The organism is Haloferax sp. s1 (assembly GCF_058382125.1).
The window spans coordinates 1-23556 of sequence record NZ_JBZRPK010000721.1; the positions used below are offsets into that span (position 1 = coordinate 1).

Here is a 23556-nt window from a genome sequence, read left to right on the forward strand (position 1 = left end):
ATCGATGCGTACGTCCTCTCCACCGTGTTCAACCGCATTTCGGAACAGGTTGGCGAGTAACTCCGCGAGTCGGTCTTCATCCGCATCGACGACGACCGACTGCGCAGTGGTCAACTGGGCATCGACGGTTTCGGTGCTGTCCCACGCCCGCCGTGCGACGTGTCCGAGATTAATGGGTGAGGTTTCGTCGACGAGCTGGCCGCGTCGAGCCAACGACAGAAGGTCGTCGATGAGTTCGCCCATCTGTTCGAGTGCCGTCTCCGCAGTGTCGAACCGTTCGTCGCTGCCGGTTTCGCGGGCGAGTTGCAGGTTCCCGCGGGCGACTCCGAGCGGGTTTCGAAGGTCGTGGCTCACGATGTTCGCGAACTCTTCGAGCCGTTCGTTCTGTCGTTCTAACTCGCTTTCGCGGGTCTTCCGTTCGGTGATGTCGGTATAGATTGCGTAGCCCGACCCGCGCTCTTCGCCGGGAGACAACGGCACGACGTTCAGGATGAACTCGCGGACGCCGTCTTCAGTCCGCCTGCAGACTTCGCCGCGATAGCTCTCGCCGGTCGCAACGAGCAGTTCCGGGATGGTCTCTTCGACATCGGGGTCGGGGACGGGGACGGGGTCCACCTCAGCTTCCAGAGGAATGATTCGCCCGAGGAGGTCGCTTCCGACCACATCTGTCGAATCGTACCCGAACGTCGTCTGGAACGCACGGTTCACGTCTCGGACGGTGACTGCACCCGCTTCGACATCGTATGCGACCGCGGCGTCGGAGACGTGTTCGAAGAGGGCGTTCGACCGGTCGCGTTCCTCGCGGAGTCGCGCCTCGGCCCTGATTCGTTCAGCAGTGACGGCGACGTGGGCCATGAGGAGTTCGGCCAACTCGACGTCCTGTTCGTCGAACGCGGCGGGAGTAAACGACGTGGCCTGAAAGACGCCGATATCACCGATTGGGACGCTCAGCGCGGACCGATACATCCGCTTGACCGGCCTCGACCCCGGGTAGTCTCGAACGTCGTCGATGATGCGTTTCTCGCCCGACTGGTACACCTCGGCCGCGACTCCTCCGGATTCGAGTGGGACGTGCTCGGCCGCGTTCGCCGGGGCGTGAGACGAGATTGCAGTCGGGATGATGTAGCCGTCTTCGACGATGCCGACGTAACTGATGTCGAATTCGAGGATGTCGTCGGTAATCTCGACGGTCTGGTCGAATAACTCCGTGAGACTCGTCGCCGCGGCCAACTCCGTCGCCCCGCGGTGGAGTCGCTCGATTTGTTCGCGGCTCTTTCGAACCGCGCTCTCCGATTCGATTCGCGCGCGGGTTTCAGAGACGTACGAGACGAGCAGTTCCGCCAGTCGAAGGTCGGTTTCGTCGTACGCACCCACCTCGTTCGAGATGGCCTGAAAGACGCCATCGTCCCCCATCGGGACGCTCAGCGCGGAGCGATACGCCGGGTCGTTAGGTGTCGCTGCTGGATGGTCGCGTACGTTGTCGATGAGTGACGACTCTTTCGACTGGTAGGTTTTCGCGAGCAGTCCCGTTTCCGACGGTATCGGCCCTGTTCCGGCTAACTCGTGGTCGTTTGCGGTAACATAGAAGCCGTCGTCCTCGTGGACGAGAAAGAGGGTGTTGTCGAATTCGAGGATGTGTTCTGTCAGTTCGATGGCTCGGTCGTACAACTCGTCGACCGTCTCGGCGGTGATGAGATTCGTCGTCCCCTCGTAGAGACGCTTGAGTCGGTCCCACTCGGTGTCATTCTGTCCGTCGGTTCTCGCGCTGTACTGGGCGGTAGCTTCGTTGACGTTCTGACGGACGGTTCCGTTGGTGTTCTGACGAGCGGTTCCAGTTCTGCTCTGCGTGACGCCCGAACCGTCGTCTTTGCTATCGTCGTCGCTGGCTGTCGATTCCCGGGCGTTGTCGCATCGCGCGAGAACCCAGCGAATCTGAGACTCGAGACCCGACCGGTCGCCACGTCTCACGTACGCATCGAACCGTTCCGGTCTCTCGATAGCTTCGGGCCGTTCGTCGGTGTATAGAATTGTCGCCACGTCGTCCGAAACCATCGCATCCGAGTTCGAGACGACGACGCAGGCGGCGTTAGTCACGTCTCTCCCGTCGCTCGATGGCGCAACCGTGACCCCGTTTCCGAGGTCGACGGTGTCGTCGAAGTCATCGTCTACGAGAACGGTCGGTTCCGTTGCGTGCACGGCAGTCCACCTATCTGACGCCCACGAGAAATATAATCGTTGCGGCATGTTTTCTCACGGCAAGAATCTTGCTGGCGTGTCTCATGCCCTCGCTAGTTCGGTACCGTCACTTCGTCGAGCTCAGTTAAGAGACCAAAATCCGTAGTTGAGGACGGTCGCGAGCGCCGCCCACAGGAGGTACGGAGCGAGGAGGGCGGCTGCGCGCCGGTCCACGAGCGCGAATTCGCGCATCGTCACCGCAATTGCTGCGAGGAGGACGACGATGATGACGAGACCCAGCGCTGGCGACTGAAGCCCGAAGAACGCAGCAGACCAGGCGACGTTGACGACGAGGTGGCCGCCGAAGACGACGAGTGCTCGCCGACTTCGTGGGTGGTCACTCCGCGAGACGAGGAACGCGGCGACGCCCATCAGGGTAAAAAGCGTCACCCACACCGGACCGAAGACCCAGTTCGGCGGTGCGAACCACGGACGAGCGAGTGTCGCGTACCACGAGTCGAGCGACGTGGTGGTGAAGATACTTCCGACGGCCCCCGCGAGTTGGGCGAGGGCGACCCACGCGAGGAGTTCGACGGCGGGTCGCCGACGGAGGGATACGAATCTCATACCACTGTTTCGTTTGGAAGGAAAAAGAACGACACGCCCTTCGTGGGGTGAAATTGCCTCGAATCGGGCGTCTGCGTCCATTTCCCGGAACTGTTTTACCCAACGGTAGACCAGAGTTTGGCAATGAGCGAACTCGAATCGGAGTACCGCCTCGACTACTTCGAGGAGGAGGGCTTCTACCGGAAGCAGTGCCCCGTGACGGGCGTACACTTCTGGACACGTGACCCTGACCGAGAGACCTGCGGCGAACCGCCAGCGGATGACTACACCTTCATCGACAACCCCGGATTCGACGAGGAGTACACGCTGGAGGAGATGCGCGAGAAGTTCCTCTCGTTTTTCGAGGAACACGACCACAAGCGTATCGAACCGTATCCGGTCGCTGCGAACCGCTGGCGCGACGACGTGCTCTTGACGCAGGCATCTATCTACGACTTCCAGCCGCTCGTCACGTCCGGCGAGACGCCGCCGCCGGCGAATCCGCTCACCATCTCGCAGCCCTGTATCCGCATGCAGGACATCGACAACGTGGGCAAGACCGGTCGTCACACGATGGCCTTCGAGATGATGGCGCACCACGCCTTCAACGCCCGCGAGGAGGCGGGCGACAAGTACGCCTACGAGGGCGAAGTCTACTGGAAGGACGAGACGGTCCGACTCTGTGACGAGTTCTTCGAGTCGCTCGGCGCTGACATCTCCGAAATCACCTACATCGAAGACCCGTGGGTCGGCGGCGGCAACGCCGGTCCCGCCTTCGAGGTACTCTACCGCGGCGCGGAACTCGCGACCCTCGTCTTCATGTCGATGAAGCAGGACCCCGACGGCGAGTACGAACTCAAGGACGGCAACTCCTACTCGCCGATGGACACCTACATCGTCGACACCGGCTACGGACTCGAACGGTGGACGTGGGTGTCGCAGGGGACCCCGACGGTCTACGAGGCCGTCTACCCCGACATGATAGACTTCCTCAAGGAGAACGTCGGCATCGAACACACCGACGACGAAGAGGAACTCATCCACCGCGCGGCAAAGCTCTCGGGCCACCTCGACATCGACGAAATCGACGACCTCGCAACCGCCCGCGCCGAAGTCGCCGACGAACTCGGTGTCGACACTCAGAGACTCACCTCGCTGCTCCGCCCGCTCGAAGACATCTACGCCATCGCCGACCACTGCCGTACTCTCGCGTACATGTTCGGCGACGGCATCGTCCCCTCGAACGTCGGGACGGGCTACCTCGCTCGCATGGTGCTCCGCCGCACCAAGCGCCTCGTCGACAATCTCGGCGTAGACGCACCGCTCGACGAACTCGTCGACATGCAGGCCGAGCGGTTGGACTACCAGAACCGCGACACCATCCGCGACATCGTCCGCAGTGAAGAGCGGAAGTACCGCAAGACGCTCGAACGCGGCTCTCGGAAGGTCCAGCAACTCGCCGACGACTACGCCGAGACGGGCGAACCCATCCCGGTCTCCGAACTCATCGAACTGTACGACTCCCACGGCATCCAACCCGACATGGTGCAGGAGATTGCCGAGGAGCGCGGTGCGACAGTCGACATCCCCGACGACTTCTACTCGCTCGTCGCCGACCGACACGAGCAGGTCGACGCCGAAACCGCCGCGGAGGGCCACGACGAGCGCCTCGGCGACCTTCCTGCGACGGACAAACTCTACTACGACGACCAGGAGCGAACCGAGTTCGAAGCGGTCGTCCTCGACGTGTTCGAGCGCGAGGAGGGCTACGACGTGGTCCTCGACCAGACGATGTTCTACCCCGAAGGCGGCGGCCAACCCGCCGACCACGGGACGCTCGCAACCGACGACACGACGGTCGAAGTGACCGACGTGCAAATCGAGGGTGACGTCGTCCTCCACCATACCGACGACGACCCCGGAAAGGGCGAATTCGTCCGCGGTCAACTCGACGTAGAGCGTCGTCGCCGTCTCATGCGACACCACACGGCGACACACGTCATCGGCCACGCCATCCGCACGGTCCTCGGCGACCACATTCGGCAGGCCGGTGCCTCGAAGGGCGTCGACCGCTCTCGCCTCGACGTGACGCACTACGAGCGCATCACCCGTGAGGAGGTCAAGCAAATCGAGCGCGTCGCCAACGAACTCGTGATGCGAAACATCCCGGTCAAACAGGAGTGGCCGGACCGCCGCGACGCCGAGAAGAAACACGGCTTCGACCTCTATCAGGGAGGGATTCCGCCGGGCGAAAAGATTCGCCTTATCCACGTCGGCAGCGACGTGCAGGCCTGCGGTGGCACCCACGTCAAGCGAACCGGCGACATCGGCGCAATCAAAGTGCTGACGACTGAGCCGGTCCAAGACGGCGTCGAGCGTGTCGTGTTTGCCGCCGGCAACGCGGCTATCGAGGCCACCCAGCGCACCGAAGACGCGCTCTACGAGGCCGGCGAAGTCCTCGACGTGAACCCCTCGGACGTGCCCGAGACGGCCGAGCGCTTCTTCACCGAGTGGAAAGAACGCGGCAAGACCATCGACCGCCTGAAGACGGAACTCGCCGAGGCGCGCGCCGCCGCGGGTGCTGACGAAATCGATATCGAGGGCACGCCCGCCGTGATTCAGCGACTCGACAGTGACGCGGACGAACTCCGCGCAACCGCAAATGCGCTGGTCGAAGAGGGCACAGTCGCTGTGCTCGGCTCCGCCGCCGGTGGCAGCGCCCAGTTCGTCGTCGGCGTCCCCGACGGCGTCGGCATCAACGCCGGACAGGTCGTCGGCGAACTCGCCAGCAAGGTCGGCGGCGGCGGTGGCGGCCCGGCCGACTTCGCGCAGGGCGGCGGTCCCAACGTGGACGCACTCGACGACGTGCTCGACGAGGCTCCCGACGTACTGCGGACCGTGCTGAACGCCTAAACCGGCTGAACTGGCGGCACCACGAATCTTTCTTCTCTCTATTCCCCCGTTTGACTCGCCTCCTGACGAGACGGACGCCCTAAGTCGCTCGCCCGACGACCGACAGGTATGCCGACAGCAGTCTCCGATGGCGTCGAACTCTATTACGATTCGGACGGCGAGAGCGAACCGGTCGTCTTCGTCGGCGACGCGGGATACGGCGCGTGGCAGTGGGGCTGGCAACACGCCGCGGTCGCCGGTCCGTTCGAAAGCGTGGTGATGGACCTTCGCGGGTCTGGTCAGTCGGATGCGCCTTCCGGCCCGTACTCGGTCGAAACGCTCGTTTCCGACCTTGTGGCCGTCCTCGCGGACGCCAACATCCGAAAAGCCCATCTCGTCGGGTTCGGTCTGGGCGGTCTGGTCGCGCTTGAGGCTGCCCGAACGACCTCCCGCGTTCGGGGTCTCGTCCTCGTCGGTACTGCGGCCTCAGGAACCGATATCGACCCCGAACCGCTCTACGGTGCGCCGGACGACCCGCATGCGCTTCGCGAGTCACTCACGCCAGCGCTCTCCGACGAGTTCCGAACGGAACAACCCGATGTTGTCGACCAAATCGTCGAGTGGCGCGGCATGGAAGACGCAGACCCTGACGTGTGGGCGGCACAGACTGCCGCAATCGCCGAGTACGATGCAGATCCGCTCTACGAGGTGACGGTCCCGACGCTCGTCATCCACGGCGACGACGACCCGGTCTGGCCGGTCGATGGCGGACGCGCCCTTGCGAACGACCTGCCGCGCGGGGAATTCGAGTCGTTCGAGGGAGCGCGGCACCTCGTCACCGTCGAGCAGTCTCGTGTCGTCAACGACGCCATCGTCGGCTTTCTCGAATCGCTCGACGACTGATAAGGACTGTTGTAGTCTCTTACCGGTGTCGCCAGCACCGGGACGATGGTCACCGGTAAATAGTTACAACAGTCCTTATGTGGAAGTGAACATTCGATGGCCTGTCCGGTAGCTACCCCTGCCGTCGCAGGCGGCGGCAGAAGCGGTCTCGGGCGCAACTTCTTTGCTCTCTCGCCATCTGTCTCCACCACGATGAATCGACCGCGCTTTGCGTTCTTGGACGCGTCACACGCCGACGAGAACACACCACGAAACTTCAGGCGCGAACTGGACGCCGACCTCGTCGAGTTCGACGCCACCGCTGGACACCTTCCCGACCACTTCGACTACGATGGCATCGTCATCACCGGGTCGTCGTCGTCGGCCTACTGGGACGACGAGTGGATTCAGAACCTCGTGTCGTGGGTCGCCGAGGCTGACGAACGAGGACTCCCCATTCTCGGGGTCTGTTTCGGCCATCAGGTCGTCGCCGCGGCGCTCGGTGGGACTGTCGAAGATATGGACGACTACGAACTCGGCTACAACGACGTCGAGCGGACGACCAACGACGACGCGGACGACCTCCTCGCTGGCATCAGCGGGCAATTCACCGTGTTCACGTCCCACGGCGACTACGTGAGCGAACTGCCGCCGGGTGCGGAACTCCTCGCGGAGAACGAATTCGGCGTTCACGCCTTCCGCCGGGGCCACGCCTTCGGCGTCCAGTTCCACCCCGAGTACGACACGGAGACTGCGGAAGCGATTGCGCGAGAGAAGGACTTCCTGCCCGACGAGCAAATCCAGTCCGTCCTCGACGACATTACTCCCGAAAACTACGATGCTGCCTGCGAAGCAAAGCGTCTGTTCGATAACTTCGTCGCCTACGTCGACCGCGTGAGGACGGAGACGGTCGAATCTGCGGCCTAAGTCACTCGAATTCGAACGCTCGAAGTCGCCGCGTCGTTGTCTTTCTTCTACTCCTATTCATGTAGGGAAAACTACTAAATATCGTCCGTCGCAACTGCTTGTAACATCTCTGTGTCGCGTGTGAGCGAATCGCTTTTCACCACCCCAGACGCAGGGACTATCATGCTCGATTATCTGGAATTAGAGTCGGACCTGACCGGCGAAGAAAAACTCGTCCGCGACGAAGCACGACGATTCGTCGAAGAGCAGGTGAAACCCGATATCGGCGACCACTTCGAGCAGGGAACGTTCCCGATGGACCTCATTCCGAAGATGGGCGAGCTTGGGTTTTATGCGCCTAACCTCGACGGCTACGGGCTTCCCGGACTCGGCGAACGTGCTTACGGACTCCTGATGCAAGAACTCGAAGCGGGCGACTCCGGACTTCGGTCGATGGCGAGTGTGCAGGGGTCGCTCGTCATCTATCCGATTCACGCCTTCGGGTCGGAAGCCCAGAAAGACGAGTGGCTTCCCGCGCTCGGGTCGGGTGAGGCAGTCGGGTGTTTCGGACTGACTGAACCGCAACACGGCTCGAATCCGTCGGGAATGGAGACGACTGCCGAGAAGGACGCCGACGGCTACGTGCTCAACGGGTCGAAAACGTGGATTACGAACTCTCCCATCGCCGATGTGGCCGTCGTCTGGGCGCGAGACGTGTCCGCAGACGGGTCGCCGGTCCGCGGCTTCCTCGTCGAAACCGACCGCGACGGCGTGACGACGAACAAGATAGAGGACAAACTCTCCATGCGCGCGTCGGTCACGGGCGAAATCGGTCTCGACGACGTTCGAGTCCCCGAGGAGAACGTGCTTCCGGGCGTCGAGGGCATGAAAGGACCGCTTTCGTGTCTCACGCAGGCGCGGTTCGGCATCGCGTGGGGCGTCGTCGGCGCGGCCCGCGACGCATTCGAGGATGCACTCCAGTACGCGAAAGACCGCGACCAGTTCGGTGGCCCGATTGCTCGGTTCCAACTCCAGCAGGGCAAACTCGCCGAGATGGCGACTCAAATCACGAACGCGCAACTGCAGGCTCACCGACTCGCCGAACTCAAACAACGCGGCGACCTGCGCCACCAGCACGTGTCGATGGCGAAGCGCCACAACGTCCGCGTCGCCCGTGACGTGACGCGAACGGCCCGCGAGGTGCTCGGCGGAAACGGCATCACGACCGACTACTCGCCGATGCGTCACATGGAGAACATCGAGACGGTCTACACCTACGAAGGGACCGATGACATCCACACGCTTGTCATCGGTGCCGACCTGACGGGAATCGAAGCATTCGAGTAAGCTTCGGGACCTGGAGTGGGGGACCTCGTCGCTTTCGGAGTTGTGCGTGTACTGTGACAACAGTACACATACATTTATATCTCCTCGCTCATAGATTACGATAGAGGCACCCCACAATGACCACCTCGGCTAAGGACCGTCCGGCGACACTCGACCTCTCTCGTGACGAGTCGTGGGTCGTCCATGCCGCTCTGCTCGCAGCAATCGAGCGGGCGGTCGATGCAGACGAAGAGCCGACGCCAGCCCCGAGCCTGCTCGCGCGGGTCGAAGCTGGTGATGAAGACTTCAACAGTGCCGAACTCGACTATCTCGTAGGTGCCCTTCGCGCATACCGCGAACAGGCACCATCTCGGGACCAGCATCACATATCGCACGTCATCGACCACATTGAGGCGGCGCAGGCGTAACCTGTCGTTTTCTCTTTGTGTCTTTTTCCACGCACGTCCGTCAGGTAGTCTGAGTTACTTCTCGCAAAGATTCGGTGCGCACGAGCGAACGACGCTGTTAGTTATCGCTACTGTCGGTTCTATGTTATTGGATATCATACTATCAATATCATGATGTTATTTATCATCAATATCAATTCTAGTTTGACATGACTACTTAGTAAATAACTTATTTGTGGTTGAGAAAGTAGCGCTGAATGCGTATCTCCAACCGATTTGAATTGCTGACGGCAACGTTCCTCGCAGTGGCGCTTCTGGCGTCCGCCGTGGCACCCGCGGCGGCCGCTTCGGCCCACTACGAATTCGCGGATGACACCTCCACTGTCGACCAAGGCGATGTAGTCTCTATCACGTTCGAGGCAGCGGACGGCGTGAACAACACATCCGAAGCACTGGCTGGCGACAACAACACCTTCGACCTCCACATCGGGGGCGAAGAACAGGGCTTCCTCGTCAACGCGACGGTCGTTGACGAGAACCGCGACGGCAACGTCACCGTCGAACTGAACACGTCCACTGCGGGTCAGGCCAACGCTTCGTCGTACCTCACCGCCACCGGTAACGACTCGGTGACGAACGCGACGCAGGCTACGGAGAACCTCTCCGAACCGCTCGACGCTGGCGAGTACCCGCTGACCCTCGGTTCGATGAACAACTCGACCGACACGGCGACGCTCGTCATCGAGGAGAACGAAACGACCACGACGACGGCGACGACTACGACCGAGGCTACGGAGACGACGACCGAAGCCACGGAGGAGACGACCAACGCGTCCACGACCGAGTCTGAAACCAACGAGTCGGCAACCGACGCGACGACCGAGCAGTCCACCGACACCGGCATCCCCGGGTTCGGCGCCGCTCTCGCAGTCATCGCACTCGTTGCGGTGGCGTTCGTCGCAGTCCGCGAATAAGGCCGGTAGCTACCCTCGACTCGATTTCCATCTTTTTGCGTCGTGTTCTCTGTACTCCTACCTGCTAGTCTCGACTGTTAGTTGGAAATGACAATTTAGTAATTAATTTAGTCGTGGTCGAGAAAGTGGAATCAGATGTTCCCCTCCAAACGGTTTGAACTGTTGACGACGACGTTCCTCGTGGTGGCGCTCTTGGCGTCCGCGGCCACTCCCGCGGCGGCCGCCTCAGGCCACTACGAGTTTGCGGACAACGAGTTCACCGGCGAGCAAGGTGAAGTAATAGCTATCACGGTCGAAGCGTCGGGTGACGCTAACGACACGACGACCGTTCACATCGGCAACCAAGACCAAGGCTTTCTCGTACACGCGACGGCCGTCGACGAGAACGGCGACGGCGAAGTCACACTCGAACTGAATACCACGACTGCGGCTCAAACTGACCCATCGTCGTACCTCAGTGCCGCTGGCGACGACTCGGTGACGAATCTAACGCAGTCTTCCCGTTTGCTCTCCAACCTGCTCGACCCGGGCAGTTATGACCTGCGAGTCGGCTCGATGGACGACCCGAACGACACGGCGGTACTTTCCATCAAAGATAACGACTCGGTGACCGACCCGATTTCAGAGACACCGACCGACCCGATTTCAGAGACGCCGGTACCGACGCCGCCCGAAGACCCTGACTTCGAACACAGCGTTGTCACGGTGACTCCCGGCGTCGAAGATACCGCGCAAATTCCGGTCGTGTTCGGCTCCAACGGAACCGCGACGCTCACCATTGAATCGGTAGAGACGGGCTACAACACGTCTGTCGAACTCGCTGACGGCAATGGCGACTACAAAACCAACGTCTCGATTGACCTGACCGCAACCGACGAACCGCCGGAGGAGTACATTTCCGTCTCCAACGGTGACCGAATCGAGAGCATCTCGTGGAACGAATCGACGACCAACATCGAGACACCCCACGAGTACGACCTCAGACTCTCTGACTCGAACGAGACTGTCAACGTCGGCGTGCTCGCCGTCACGGAAAAGCAGATAGCGACCGACCAGCCCGCAACCGACGCCGATGCGAACGCCTCGCCGACCGCAAACGGGACCACGAACAGCACCGCGAAGTCCACCGACACCGGTATCCCCGGATTCGGAGCATCCATCGCTGTCGTGGCCCTCGCGGGCGCGGCGCTCCTCGCGGCCCGGCGCTGATTCGGTTCCCAACTCCCCCTGAGCCGTCTCCGATTTTTTGTACCCGATGCGGACGTTTTAGTACGCTTCACAGCCAACGCTCCGCAAATGGCTATCGATCCGAACTTCGACCAGAACAGAGAGCGAGTTGGTGAAGAAGATGGCGTTGCCGTCTGGGGACCCGTCGAACCACCGGAGAAACTGGGTATCCACGGAACGCACGTCGCCGTCGACTACGACATCTGTCTCGCCGACGGCGCGTGCCTCGAAAACTGCCCGGTCGACGTGTTCACGTGGGTCGACACGCCCGACCACCCCGTGAGCGAACTGAAAGTCGAACCGACGAACGAAGACCAGTGTATCGACTGCATGCTCTGTGTCGATATCTGCCCGGTTGACGCCATCGACGTGGACGCCTCCCGGCAGGCTTGACACCGAGACCAGACGTTATCTCACTTGCCCGCTTGCGTCCCGTATGGGCCTCATTCACACTGCAATCGCCATCTCGGACCTCGACTCAACGCTCGACTTCTACGCCGAACTCGGCCTCGAACGAACCAACCAGTTCGAACTCAACGGGGTCAAGAACGTCTATCTCGGGAGCGACGACACCGACATGGAACTCCAACTCAAGTACGACTCTACGTCGACCGCTCGCATCGAGCCTTCGGGCATCGACCACATCGCCATCGAGGTCGCCGACGTGGACCGCATCTTTGAGGAACTCGTCGAAGCCGAATCACCAGTGGTCGTGAATCCACCGTTCGATATCGAGGCCGTAAACGCCCGTGCAGCGTTTGTCGAAGACCCGGACGGCTACGTCGTCGAACTGGTCGAATTCGAAGACTGACGGTTGAGTCGCCGCGAGTTTTCTCTGACACGAACTGATTCGTCACCGATACAGATGTACTCTGATACTGGTTCAGATGTGACTCGTTACCGACGCAGCGGTCACTCGATGCTGACTCAGATAAAACTCGATGCTGACTCATATGTAACAAGTAGCTAATATGAATGTGACTCGAAGCTCACGTGTATTCAATTCGTCACTAACTCGAACGACATCCGTCACTGATTCAAATGAAATCCATTACCGACTCGAATCTCACTCGCAGTCGAACTCGTCTCCGTCAACCTCGCGTGGACTGCCTTCGGAGACTTTCGCAGTCGTCTCTATCTCTGCGATGGGTAGTTCGTCTTCGGGGCCGTAAAACCGGATTTCGACGGTATCATCGGCTTCCATTGGTCTGTCACCGTCGTATTCGACTGGGTACCGCCCGTTCGTTCTGAAAAATGGCCCATCGCTCGCTGCGATATCGTTCCAGTTGGACTCGACGTACCTGACGCCGACATCGTCGCGGCCGGTCTCCCCGTCGGTCTGCCATCGATTATGGACCATTCGGATGGTCAGTTGTTCTCCCGCACCGAAGTCACCGGTACAGAACTCACCAACTTCTCCGTCGTGATACTGCTGGTCCGTGTCGTCGCTGAACCGATTGGGATTGACGAACCGGAGTTGTCCACCCTTACCGTCGTCGCCGCGCCACCGGACGAGTACCGACCCGATGTCGTCGCCCTCGAACACGGGTCCGTGGGTGTACGCGATTCGTATGCGGTCGATGTCGCCTCGTGTTTCGCCTCCGGCGGAGTTCCATCCGTTCCACGACCGGTGTTCGGGACCGAGAACGACGGACGTTTCACCGAATGCACGGGCTTCCTGCGGTTCCGTGTATCTGTCCGCAGCGTCGAAGAGATAGCCTGATACGGTCGTTGCGAGCACGAGCACGATGGCGACCAACAACACTGTTGCGACGACTGGGGAAACACCCCTCTCAGTTCTACTCACGAGTTTCTCCTACTGAGAAGGAATAAGGGGTGTGAAAATACTTTTGAGATTGATTTTTCGGGTGTTTTACTCGTCTCCCACCGTCACGGGATTCGTATCGAGTACCCGAACGAATTCGCCGCGTCGCACAGGTATATGATGTTAGGGCGTCAATACGGCGGTGCCATGTCCGAGGACGTGACCGCGCTCTTAAAGCGCGCTTATCAAGACGAGCACGAGACGGTGATGAACTATATGACGAACTCCATCGTCCTCGATGGCGTTCGGGCCGAAGAAATCAAGGAGTCACTCAAGACTGACATTCAGGAGGAACTCACGCACGCCGAGCAACTCGGAAACCGGCTGAAGCAACTGGACGAAAAGCCGCCGGGGTCTGCAGCCTTCGAATCGCGCCAGCACGACCTGCAACCCCCGGAGGACAGCACAGACGTGCTCTCGGTCATCGATGGCGTCCTCACGGCCGAGGAGGACGCAATCAAGACTTACCGCTCGCTCATCGACGCTGCCGAAGAGGCGAACGACCCCGTCACGGAAGACCTCGCTGTGACTATCCTCGCCGACGAGGAGGCACACCGCACGGAGTTCCGCGGCTTCAAGAAAGAGTACGACCGCGAGTAATCACCCGACGCAACGCGCTTTGGGTACTGTAACGCTCCGAAAGGCACTCGCTGCGTCGATTCGATGCGGTGAGTATGCCCGGCCCCTCTTTTTGTTCCGGTGACGACGTGGCGCTTCGAACCGCCGAGTGTGAAAATTCACCGTTTGGTATCTACGGACTGCTCGAATCGAAGTAGCGAGAAAAAACGGAGTCGTACTCGGACGCTACTTAGTCGGCCGAAGCGGGCGTCTCACTCGTACTTGTGACACCGGCCTTTTCGTCGAGCGCTTCGACAATGAGTTCCGAGATATCGACCACGTCGAGGTCGTCCTCGTAGCCGCCGGTCTTGCGACCGTCTTCGTACATCGTCGCGCACATCGGGCAGGCGACGACGAATCGCTCGACTGTACTTCCAGCCTCGGTGTCTTGGAGCGCTTCGCGGAGGCGTTCTTCGGACGGCTTGGACTCCTCTTCGTGGTCTAACCAGAGCCCACCGCCACCGCCGCCACAGCAGAACGAGTCCGCGCGGTTACGGGGCATCTCGGCGAGTTCGACGCCGGTCGCGCGGATGACCTCGCGGGGCGCTTCGTACTCGCCGTTGTACCGCCCGAGGTGACACGGGTCGTGGTACGTGACGGTCTGTGCGGAGAGTTCGGTTCCGGAGAGACCGAGCCGGTCGTCGTTGACGAGTGTCTCGACCAGTTGGGTGTAGTGGAAGACCGGGTAGTCGAACGACTCGTCCATCTCCGGATACTCGTTTTTGAACGTGTTGTACGAGTGCGGGTCCGTACAGACGATTTTCTCGAAGTCGCAGTCGTCCATCGCGGAGATGTTGTCTTCGACGAGCATCTCGTAGAGACCCTCCTCGCCGACGCGGCGCACGTCGTTTCCGTCGTTCTGTTCGTCCTCGTAGAGGATACCGTAGGAGACGCCCGCCTCCTCGAAGATGCGGGCCATGGCGCGGGCGACGCGGCGGTTCCGCTCGTCGTAGGAGGGGTAGTCACCGACGTACCAGAGGAACTCGACGGCTTCGTCGCGGGCGTCGGGCACCTCGAAGTCGAGGTCGTCGGTCCAGTCGGGACGCTTGCGCTGTGGGTCGCCGAAGGCGTTGCCGTTCGAGAAGATGTTCATCATCGCCTCCTGAACGGATTCCTGCTGTTGGCCCGTCTCGGTGAGGCGGCGGTTCATCTCGGTGAAGTGCGTCAGGTGCTCGATGTCGACCGGACAGGAGTCCATACAGGCCATGCAGGCCATACACGACTCCATCGACTCGGCGGCGATAACCGAGGTACCGCCGTCGGCGACGATGTCGACCGATTCACCGCCCGCATCGAGCGAGTCGCGGTAGGTCTTCAGGTCGAGGATGACGTCACGCGGGTCGAGGTTGCGGCCGGCCGCCTTCGCCGGACAGGCGTCGGCACAGCGACCACATTTCGTACAGGCGTCGTAGTCGAGAAGCGCCTTCCACGAGAAGTCGTCTTCCGAGACGTAGCCGATTTCGTCCGGCGGCGTGTCGGCGGGCACTTTCGGCAGGCGCAGGCCAGCCTTTTCGTCCGCGGTGACGACGTTCGCGAACGACGTGAGCATGTGCAGCGGTTTCGCATACGGGACGGCTGCAACGAACGCCAGTGCGAGGATGGCGTGTGACCACCAGCCGAACCAGTAGAGCGTCTGGGCGAGGCCCTGGCTCATGCCTGCAGCATCGAACACGATAGCGATGAAGTAGCCGACGAAGCTCACCGTCTCGAAGTCAGGGAACTCGGTACCGACAATGCGGATTGCTTCGATGACGTAGCCGCCGACGCCGAGGAGAAAGAGCGTCCAGATGAACGCGTCGTCCTCGAAGCTGGTGTGTTTGCCCCACAGACGCGGATGTCTGACGCCGTAGCGCCGCCAGAGGGCCATCCCGATACCGACGACGAACAGCAGACCCATGAGGTCCATGACGAACGAGTACGAGAGGTAGAAGTCGCCGACGAAGAACGAACTTCCCGTCACCCGTTGCCAGATGTCCATGTCGATGGCGAGGATGGTCGTCCCGATGAGGAGCGTCAGGAAGCCCCACATGATGAACGTGTGCATCACACCCGCGTACAGGTCGCGGTCGAACTGCTTCTCGTTCGAGAACACCACTTTGGTTGCGCGGATGATTCGCCCCGGGAGGTCAGACAGTCGGTCGAATGGGTCCGACTCGCCGTGCGCGTACCGAACGACGCGCTCGTACACCCCGTACAGGAAGACGAGGGAGGCGATAGCGGCGAGACCGTAGAAGAGGGCCTCTCCAACCGGGCTAATAGTCCAGAAGGTCTCTCGTGTGACCTCCGCCTGCGCCACAAATCCCATAATCAATCACTAATGAACTGGAGGTTAAATCTTGTCACCCGTATCGCGCCTACGTCGGTGAATTCCGGGACATTCGGGTTCGGGTGAACTACCCCTCCCTACTGCGCTACTCGGTCGCTTCGCTCCCTGCGTTGCTCCTTGAGGAAGGGGACTTAGCGCCTAATTCCAGTTAAACGATGGTACTCGAAAGCAAAGCCAGCGCGAGCACCACACCGGGTACGTCGCGCCGACCGAGTCGAATCACCGGAAGCGTCGGATTCCACGCGAAACACCGGGCACGGAGTGCGAGCGCAAGGGCGTCCGCCCGCGCGAACGACCGTCGAAGCCCGCCGGCGGCGACGAGCGACAGCCGTTCGTCCAGCCGACGTTCGTCGCCGAGTCGGGCCGCCTGCGCTTCTCGGACCCGGAGTAAATCACGCCGAACCAACGGGAGGAACCGAAAGACGAGCGCGACGCCGACGCCGAGTGCGACGCCGAACCGACCGGGAACGAGGCGCTGAATCGCGGCACGGGACTCGCGCACCGGCGTGGTTCTAACGTATGCCGCAGCGACGAGAAAGACCAGCATCACGCGGATGCTGGCGAGTGCAGGGTCGACCGCCGCCGCGGGTTCGAACCACGGGGAACCGAGACGGGCCGCCTCGACGATAGGGCCGACAACGAGGAACGGAATCGCATAGCGGAGGCTGTAGAGGGCCGAAAACGGGGCGGTGTCGGCCGCGCGGAGACAGACCGCAGCCACGACGCCGAGGACAGTGAGTCCGACAGGCGTCGTGTGTGCGAACCCGGCGGCCGCAAACGAGATTTGCACCGCGAGTTTCGTCCGCGGGTCGAGTCGGTGGGCGAGCGAGTCGCCGGGTTCGTAGGTCAACACGGTGGTCGAACGTCGAGGTCCGGAAGTTTGTCTGCGGCCGAGTCGGGGTCCTCGTCGAGGGCGATTCGACCGCCAGAGAGGACGACCACCCGGTCGGCGAGCGACGCCACGTCTCGAAGGTCGTGCGTCACGATGACGAGGCTGGTTCCCGCCTCGCGGAGTTCGCGGAGTCGCGCGAGCACCGACCAGCGAGCGGGTTCGTCCAGCCCGGTGAAGGGTTCGTCCAAGACGAGGTGGTCCGGTTGCATCGCCAGCGCCCCCGCAATTGCGAGGCGCTCGACTTCACCGCCGGAAAGCGAGTCCACGCGCTCGTCCTCGCGGCCAGCGAGGTTGACGGCGGCGAGCGACTCACTGACTCGGCGGTCGATTTCGTCGCGGTCGAGACCGAGATTCCCCGGGCCGAAGGCCACGTCGGCACCGACGGTTGCCGCTACGAGTTGGTCTTCGGGGTGCTGAAACACCATCGCCACCGAGGTTCGAGCGGCGACGAGATGCTCGGAGACGCGACTACCGTTGACGACTACGGACCCCTCGTCGGGTTCGAGAAGTCCGTTGAAGTGACGGACGAGTGTGGTTTTTCCGGAGCCGTTCGCCCCTGCAAGGATGACACACTCGCCGTCGTCGATGGTGAGGTCGACGCCGTCGACCGCGACAGTGTCGCCGTAGCGGTGGACGAGGTCCTCGACGCGAATCATCTAGTTCGCCGCGATGGCGTCCGAGCGGACGATACCGACGGCGGCGGCGATTTTGAACGTCTCGAAGGGGATGAATGCGGCTGAGGCCAGCCCAAAGGCCGTGCCGAGGCTGACTCCCTGGACGTACGCGAAGCCGACCGTCCCGAGTGCGTAGATGACGACCGTTCCGGCGACCATCGCGCCGACGAGGCGGACGGTGCTCACGCGGTAATCGCCGAGACTGACCCCGCCGTGGACGAGTGCGCCGACGAGCGCGGCGGCGATTGGGTACGACCAGAGGTACCCGGCCGTCGGCCCAACTAGTGGGGCGAGTCCGGCGGAGCCACCCGAGAAAACGGGCGCGCCGAGTCCCCCGGCAACGAGGTACAGTCCCATCGAGACGCCGCCCCAGACGGGACCGAGGAAGATGCCCGCGAGGAAGACGACGAGCACCTGCATCGTCACCGGAATGGGTGAGATGGGATTCGGGAACGAGACGTACGAGCTCGCACCCATGAGCGCCGCGAACAACGCAGCGCGGGCGATGTTGCCGACGAGCTCGTCGCCGACGAGTTCGACCGATTCGTGTTCTGCTGCCATGACTGTCGCTGTCTCGTAAACTCAATTGAAAGTACCGGTTTACGGGGCGTAGCGGCTGGCTCACCGTCGTTACGTCTACTGAGAATGTCAGTCGGTCAAGTTTCATCATCATCATCACTCGGTCGAGTTCTCTCGTCAGGTTCGCCACCGGTAGTCTGGCGGTCGACGCGGTCGACGCGGCCGTCGCGACCGTCACAGCCACTTGCGACAATACGATTAAAGACGCTGGCGGTGTCATTTATCGGGTATGGACGAGAAGACTGCCGAACTCCGCGATATCTTCATCGAGACGACCGGGTCGGACACCGTGACTGAACGGCAGTCCGAGTCGCGCGGGTCGCTCGCCGACGTGGACGACCCCGAGGAGGTTCGCGCCCGCGTCCGAGACCTCGTGACGACGATGCGAGAGCGCTACGGGTTCGAGACCGACCTCTCCGACGATGCGCTCGTCACGCTCGTCGTCGGCTACTTCGACGGCGACTCCGACGAGGACCTTGCAGTCGAACTCGACGCCGCGCCCGCTGCGATTCGGACTGCTCGCTTCGACCTCCACCTCGTCCGCGACAGTGACCGCGAGTACCCCTTCGACGCGGACCGATTCGACAAACTCCTCGTCGAAGGCGCTGACGACGAGACGCTCGCCGAGAAACTCGATGTGCCGGTCGACGTGATTCGCGAGTTCCGACCTGTCGCCGAGGCGGATATCCGGTCGACGCGGGCCAACCACCGATTCCGTGACGACTTCACCGAGTTGCTCACCGACGACGACCTCTCACAGCGGATGGCCGAAGACGCCCGCCGCGACGGACTTCGAGAGGCGACAGAAGACATCGAAACGGACGTGTCTCTGTAGGGACCTTTCTGCCCCGGTTCTCGGGGCCGATGCGCGGTCATGACATGAAATTAACCCGTCCGGACGACGAAGGTTCTTAACCGATTGGGGACATACCCCTGTCCGATGGCGCAGGCCCCGCAGAATCGAGACCTTACAGAGCGGTTCATCGAGTTCTACCGCAATTACTATCGAGAGGAAATCGGGACGCTCGCACAGCAGTACCCGAAAGAAAAGCGCTCCCTGTATATCGACTACGACGACCTGTACAGGTTCGACGCCGAACTCGCCGACGACTACATCACGAAACCCGGGCAGTACCAGGAGTACGCCGAGGAGGCGCTTCGCCTGTTCGACCTACCCGCGGACGTCAAACTCGGACAGGCGCACGTCCGGATGCGGAACCTTCCGGACACCGTCGATATCCGGAATATTCGAGTCAACGACGACCACATCGGCACCCTCATCGGCGTCCAGGGAATCGTCCGGAAAGCGACGGACGTGCGCCCGAAGATTACGGAAGCCGCGTTCGAGTGCCAGCGCTGCGGGACGATGAGTTACATCCCGCAGGGTGACGGCGGTTTTCAGGAACCACACGAGTGTCAGGGATGCGAGCGTCAGGGGCCGTTCCGCATCGACTTCGACCAGTCGAACTTCGTCGATTCGCAGAAACTGCGCGTCCAAGAGTCTCCCGAAGGCCTGCGCGGGGGCGAGACGCCACAGAGTATCGACATCAACCTCACCGACGACGTGACCGGGGAGGTCACCGCCGGTGACCACGTTACCGCCGTCGGCATCCTCCACATCGAACAACAGACCTCGGGCAACGAGAAGACGCCAGTCTTCGACTACTACATGGAGGGCATCTCGCTCGCTATCGAGGACGAGGAGTTCGAGGATATGGAGATTACCGACGAGGACGTGGCTCAAATCGTCGAACTCTCCAACAAGCCCGACATCTACGAGGAGATGACCGACTCCGTGGCCCCGGCTATCTACGGCTACGACCAGGAGAAACTCGCCATGATTCTCCAACTCTTCTCGGGTGTCACGAAGCACCTTCCCGACGGGTCTCGGATTCGCGGTGACCTGCACATGCTTCTGATAGGGGACCCTGGTACAGGGAAGTGCGTCACCGGCGACACGCGGGTAACGCTTGCCGATGGGCGCGACGTACCGATTCGAGAGTTGGTCGAGTCGAATCTCGACGACCCGAAACCAATCGACGACGGTGTGTGGGACAGCGCGAACTTCGAGGTCCCATCTCTCGCCCCCGACGGGACGTTGACCTCCCGGCAGGCGACGAAAGTTTGGAAGCGCGAAGCGCCGGACCACTTGCTGCGCATCCGAACGAACACCGGACGGGAACTCACAGCGACCCCATCTCATCCGCTCTTCATCCGCGACGAGGGGATGACTGCTGCCGTTCGTTCCGACGAATTGACCGAGGGAGAATTCGTCGCAGCACCGCGCTCACTCCCAATGACCGGGACCGACGACCTTGCGGTCGAATTCCGCCGGTCGAAGTCGTACAACACGGTTCGTCTGGACCTGCCGGACGAGTGGACGCCGTGGCTTGCTCGGCTCGTTGGCTACATCGTTGCAGAGGGGTACGTCGAACAGCGCGACGATGCCACTGGGTTCGTCTCTGTGACGAACAACGACCGCGAGGTGTTGGACGACGTAGCTGACGCATTCGACCGATTGGGACTGAACTATTTCGAGCGGTCGCCCCACGATGGGAAATCCGCTCGTGAGATTATCTGTGGCTCTGGCGAGTTCGTCAGCTTCCTCGCAAACCTCTCACCTTCACTTCTCGCAGGCTCCGACAGCCAACGCATCCCTGAGGCGGTGGTGTCTGCGAGTTCTGAAACCGGACGAGCGTTCGTCCGTGCATTTATCGAAGGCGAAGGCCACGTCTCGGCAACGCAGCGAGAAATAACTGTCGCGTCGATGAGTCGGGAACTCCTCGAAGACGTCCGGACGCTCCTTCTCGCGTCGGGCATCAGTTCACAACTCCACCCGCGGCACAACGGAAGCTACCGGCTCCGTATCAGCGGCGACGACTTTGCGAGATACGTCGCGCGGATTGGGTTCATCACCGAGCGAAAATCGGTTGCGTGCGACGAATACGCTGCTGTCGAAGAAAACACCAATTCCGATTTCGTCCCGGCTGGCGGGGAGCTTCGTGAACTTCGTGAGACGCTCGGACTGACGCAGGCTGACTGTGGGCTACCAAGGTCGACGTATCAGCACTACGAACGCGGCGACCGTAACCCAAGCCGTGAAAGTCTCTCGCGCGTCGTCTCTTCGTTCGAGGACGCGCTTCGAACTGCCGACAGTGTCGGCTCGTCTGCCCTCGCGGATGGCGGCATGTCTGTTGCAGACCATGTTTCAGAACTCCGATCGCTCGTCGATGGCGACATCGGATGGGAGCGAATCGACTCTATCGAGCGCGTCGAACCCACCGAAAAATGGGTCTACGACCTCGAAGTCGAAGGCACCCACAGCTACGTTTCCAACGGGCTCGTCTCGCATAATTCTCAGATGCTATCATATATTCGAAATATCGCGCCGCGTTCTGTCTACACCTCCGGGAAGGGTTCCTCGTCAGCAGGGCTCACCGCTGCGGCGGTTCGCGACGATTTCGGCGACGGCCAGCAGTGGACGCTCGAAGCGGGTGCCCTCGTGCTTGCGGACAAGGGGATTGCGGCTGTCGACGAGCTTGACAAGATGCGGTGTGTGACTGGCGACTCCCTCGTCCACCTCGCTGACGGGGGAATCAAACGCATCAGAGACCTTGCACACGACGCTGCATGTGAGGGGTCTATCGAGGAATTACCGAACGGTCGAACGATTCGGAACGTCGACGCAGAAGCGTGGACGATGACTGAGGACGGGAGATTGGTGACTCGACCGGTCACGGCTATCCATGAATACGATGCACCGGATGAACTGACACAGATAACGTTGCAGTCCGGTGAGCAACTCACCGCGATTCACGACCACCCGTTCATCACGTTCGAAAACGGTGAGCGTGTAGAGAAGCCCGCAGCAGATGTCTCCCCCGGCGATTGGGTCTACGTCCCGTGTCACCTCTCTCCCCGAGCGACGGATGGGGGCGTCCTAACTGCCGAATCGACCGCTGAGGCGACGATCACTGCCACCGAAGACGAACTCTCCCCTGCGTTTGGTGCCATACTCGGCTACCTTTCCGGCGACGGGAACGTGTATTACAACCGTGAGGCGGGCTCCTACGGTATCCGATTCACCAACAAGGAGGAGGAACTGCTCGCCGACTTCGAGCAGGTCTGTCGCGACACCTTCGGTGTGGAACCGGTTCGCCCCCCGTCTGAACAGCGTGACGACGGCGTCGAGACCGTACGGCTACCGGGCCGTGAGTACGCTGACGCGGTACTTGATGCCGGGATGAACCTCGAAATCTATGATGGAAAAGCGTTCCCGGCTGCCGTTTCGGAGGCTTCGCTGGCGGCGAAAGCGGCGTTCGTGCGCGCGATGGCTGATAGCGAAGGGTGTGTCGATACCGATTCCGGCAACGTCAAAATCAGCTCTTCCAGCTACGAACTGCTGCTCGGAATCAAGAGTCTCCTCTTGGAGTTCGGCGTCACGACGCAGATTCAGCACCGCGAACGCTCTGGTAAACGGAACTTGTACGTACTTGCGGTGACAGCAGCAGACTCCCTCCGGCGGTTCAACCGCCATATCGGATTCACACTGGAACGCAAACAATCGGCGCTTGACGAGGTCTGTGAGTCCGTCTCGGGTGACCGAACGATTCTCGACGTGATTCCGAACTGTGGAGGGGTACTATCGTCGCTCCGTGAGTCGCTACGGCTTCACGTCTCCGAATGCGGACTCGTCGATTCGACCTACTGCAACTTCGAGAACGAGGACGCGAACATCTCGTTCTCATGTGCTCGAACGGTTCTCGACGCGTTTGAGAGTCGAATGTCACAGGCCGAGTCAGACGTCTCGCAACTCTCTGAACCGTGTGACTGGGCGACGATTTCGATTGTTAAAGAACGTTACCACGTCTCTCAGTCTGAGTTGGCAGTGGGAACTTCGTTCAGCCAGCAACAGATCTCTCGGCTCTGGGGTACGGACGACGAACTCAGAGCAGTCACGAGAGGCCGGCTCCGTGAAATCGTTAAATCAGTCGCTGACACGGACCTCGAATCGATCCGACGACTCGTTCGGGGTGATGTCAAGTGGAGACGCGTGAAGGCTGTCGAAACAGTCGACGAGAGCGATGCCGACGACCGAATTCGGCTACTAAAACACGAGCTTGCGGACCTCCTCGGCGTCGAGGGTGATGCGGCCATCGAACACGCACAGCAGCTGTTAGATCACGTACACATCTGCCGCTGCCGACGAGCTTACCCGTACTGCACCGCCTAGGCTCCCAACGAAAA

The 23556-nt window shown here is 61.2% G+C and carries 18 protein-coding genes and 1 pseudogene; 12 read left to right on the forward strand and 7 right to left on the reverse strand.

Going from position 1 to position 23556, the window contains the following annotated elements; translation table 11 throughout:
* Both QT222_RS21075 and QT222_RS21080 read right to left on the reverse strand, forming a co-directional pair.
* Positions 1-2196, reverse strand: a 2196-nt coding sequence (locus tag QT222_RS21075) for a GAF domain-containing protein (protein ID WP_491478281.1), incomplete at its 3' end; no start/stop codon positions are given.
* Between the two features lie 120 nt (positions 2197-2316).
* Positions 2317-2802 (reverse strand): TspO/MBR family protein, encoded by a 486-nt coding sequence (locus QT222_RS21080; protein ID WP_491478282.1) that lies wholly within the window; start codon positions 2800-2802, stop codon positions 2317-2319.
* 123 nt (positions 2803-2925) lie between these two features.
* Between QT222_RS21080 and alaS the strand changes: the two genes are divergently transcribed.
* The 9 genes from alaS (at position 2926) to QT222_RS21125 (ending at position 12206) form a co-directional block, all read left to right on the forward strand.
* Positions 2926-5694: an alanine--tRNA ligase gene (gene alaS / locus QT222_RS21085; protein WP_491478283.1), complete on the forward strand. Its 2769-nt coding sequence runs from the start codon at positions 2926-2928 to the stop codon at positions 5692-5694.
* 108 nt (positions 5695-5802) lie between these two features.
* Positions 5803-6576 carry an alpha/beta fold hydrolase gene (locus tag QT222_RS21090; protein WP_491478284.1) on the forward strand — a complete coding sequence of 258 codons (774 nt, stop codon included), beginning with the start codon at positions 5803-5805 and terminating at the stop codon, positions 6574-6576.
* Between the two features lie 192 nt (positions 6577-6768).
* Positions 6769-7482 carry a type 1 glutamine amidotransferase gene (locus tag QT222_RS21095; RefSeq protein WP_491478292.1) on the forward strand — a complete coding sequence of 238 codons (714 nt, stop codon included), beginning with the start codon at positions 6769-6771 and terminating at the stop codon, positions 7480-7482.
* A gap of 162 nt (positions 7483-7644) precedes the next feature.
* Positions 7645-8808 (forward strand): acyl-CoA dehydrogenase family protein, encoded by a 1164-nt coding sequence (locus QT222_RS21100; protein ID WP_004058403.1) that lies wholly within the window; start codon positions 7645-7647, stop codon positions 8806-8808.
* Between the two features lie 116 nt (positions 8809-8924).
* Positions 8925-9215, forward strand: coding sequence for a DUF7853 family protein (locus QT222_RS21105; protein WP_491478285.1), 291 nt, complete (start codon positions 8925-8927; stop codon positions 9213-9215).
* 236 nt (positions 9216-9451) lie between these two features.
* On the forward strand, positions 9452-10168 hold the full coding sequence (locus QT222_RS21110; RefSeq protein WP_004058399.1) for a DUF7827 domain-containing protein: 717 nt from the start codon (positions 9452-9454) through the stop codon (positions 10166-10168).
* A 135-nt stretch (positions 10169-10303) separates the two neighbouring features.
* On the forward strand, positions 10304-11377 hold the full coding sequence (locus QT222_RS21115) for a DUF7827 domain-containing protein (protein ID WP_491478286.1): 1074 nt from the start codon (positions 10304-10306) through the stop codon (positions 11375-11377).
* 87 nt (positions 11378-11464) lie between these two features.
* Positions 11465-11788 carry a 4Fe-4S dicluster domain-containing protein gene (locus tag QT222_RS21120; RefSeq protein WP_004058394.1) on the forward strand — a complete coding sequence of 108 codons (324 nt, stop codon included), beginning with the start codon at positions 11465-11467 and terminating at the stop codon, positions 11786-11788.
* A 43-nt stretch (positions 11789-11831) separates the two neighbouring features.
* Positions 11832-12206: a VOC family protein gene (locus QT222_RS21125; protein WP_491478287.1), complete on the forward strand. Its 375-nt coding sequence runs from the start codon at positions 11832-11834 to the stop codon at positions 12204-12206.
* A 255-nt stretch (positions 12207-12461) separates the two neighbouring features.
* On the opposite strand, the gene QT222_RS21130 is transcribed toward QT222_RS21125, so the two are convergent.
* Entirely contained in the window at positions 12462-13202 is a 741-nt protein-coding gene (locus QT222_RS21130; RefSeq protein ID WP_491478288.1) for an archaellin/type IV pilin N-terminal domain-containing protein, read from the reverse strand.
* A 165-nt stretch (positions 13203-13367) separates the two neighbouring features.
* On the opposite strand from QT222_RS21130, the gene QT222_RS21135 reads away from it, so the two are divergent.
* Positions 13368-13820: a ferritin-like domain-containing protein gene (locus QT222_RS21135; RefSeq protein ID WP_491478293.1), complete on the forward strand. Its 453-nt coding sequence runs from the start codon at positions 13368-13370 to the stop codon at positions 13818-13820.
* Positions 13821-14028: 208 nt separating this feature from the next.
* Here QT222_RS21135 and QT222_RS21140 read toward each other — a convergent pair whose 3' ends face one another.
* The 4 genes from QT222_RS21140 to QT222_RS21155 form a co-directional block, all read right to left on the reverse strand.
* On the reverse strand, positions 14029-16143 hold the full coding sequence (locus QT222_RS21140; protein ID WP_491478289.1) for a heterodisulfide reductase-related iron-sulfur binding cluster: 2115 nt from the start codon (positions 16141-16143) through the stop codon (positions 14029-14031).
* 169 nt (positions 16144-16312) lie between these two features.
* Positions 16313-17017, reverse strand: a complete 705-nt coding sequence (locus tag QT222_RS21145) for an energy-coupling factor transporter transmembrane component T family protein (RefSeq protein WP_491478290.1) — start codon at positions 17015-17017, stop codon at positions 16313-16315.
* Positions 17011-17712, reverse strand: coding sequence for an energy-coupling factor ABC transporter ATP-binding protein (locus QT222_RS21150; protein ID WP_491478291.1), 702 nt, complete (start codon positions 17710-17712; stop codon positions 17011-17013). The genes QT222_RS21145 and QT222_RS21150 overlap by 7 nt, the downstream gene beginning before the upstream one ends.
* Entirely contained in the window at positions 17713-18291 is a 579-nt protein-coding gene (locus tag QT222_RS21155) for a biotin transporter BioY (RefSeq protein ID WP_004058383.1), read from the reverse strand. It lies immediately after the preceding gene.
* A gap of 247 nt (positions 18292-18538) precedes the next feature.
* On the opposite strand from QT222_RS21155, the gene QT222_RS21160 reads away from it, so the two are divergent.
* Entirely contained in the window at positions 18539-19144 is a 606-nt protein-coding gene (locus QT222_RS21160) for a hypothetical protein (RefSeq protein WP_004058381.1), read from the forward strand.
* Positions 19145-19249: 105 nt separating this feature from the next.
* Positions 19250-23491 (forward strand): annotated as a pseudogene (locus QT222_RS21165) (LAGLIDADG family homing endonuclease); the annotation flags it as partial.
* Positions 23492-23556: the final 65 nt, after the last annotated feature.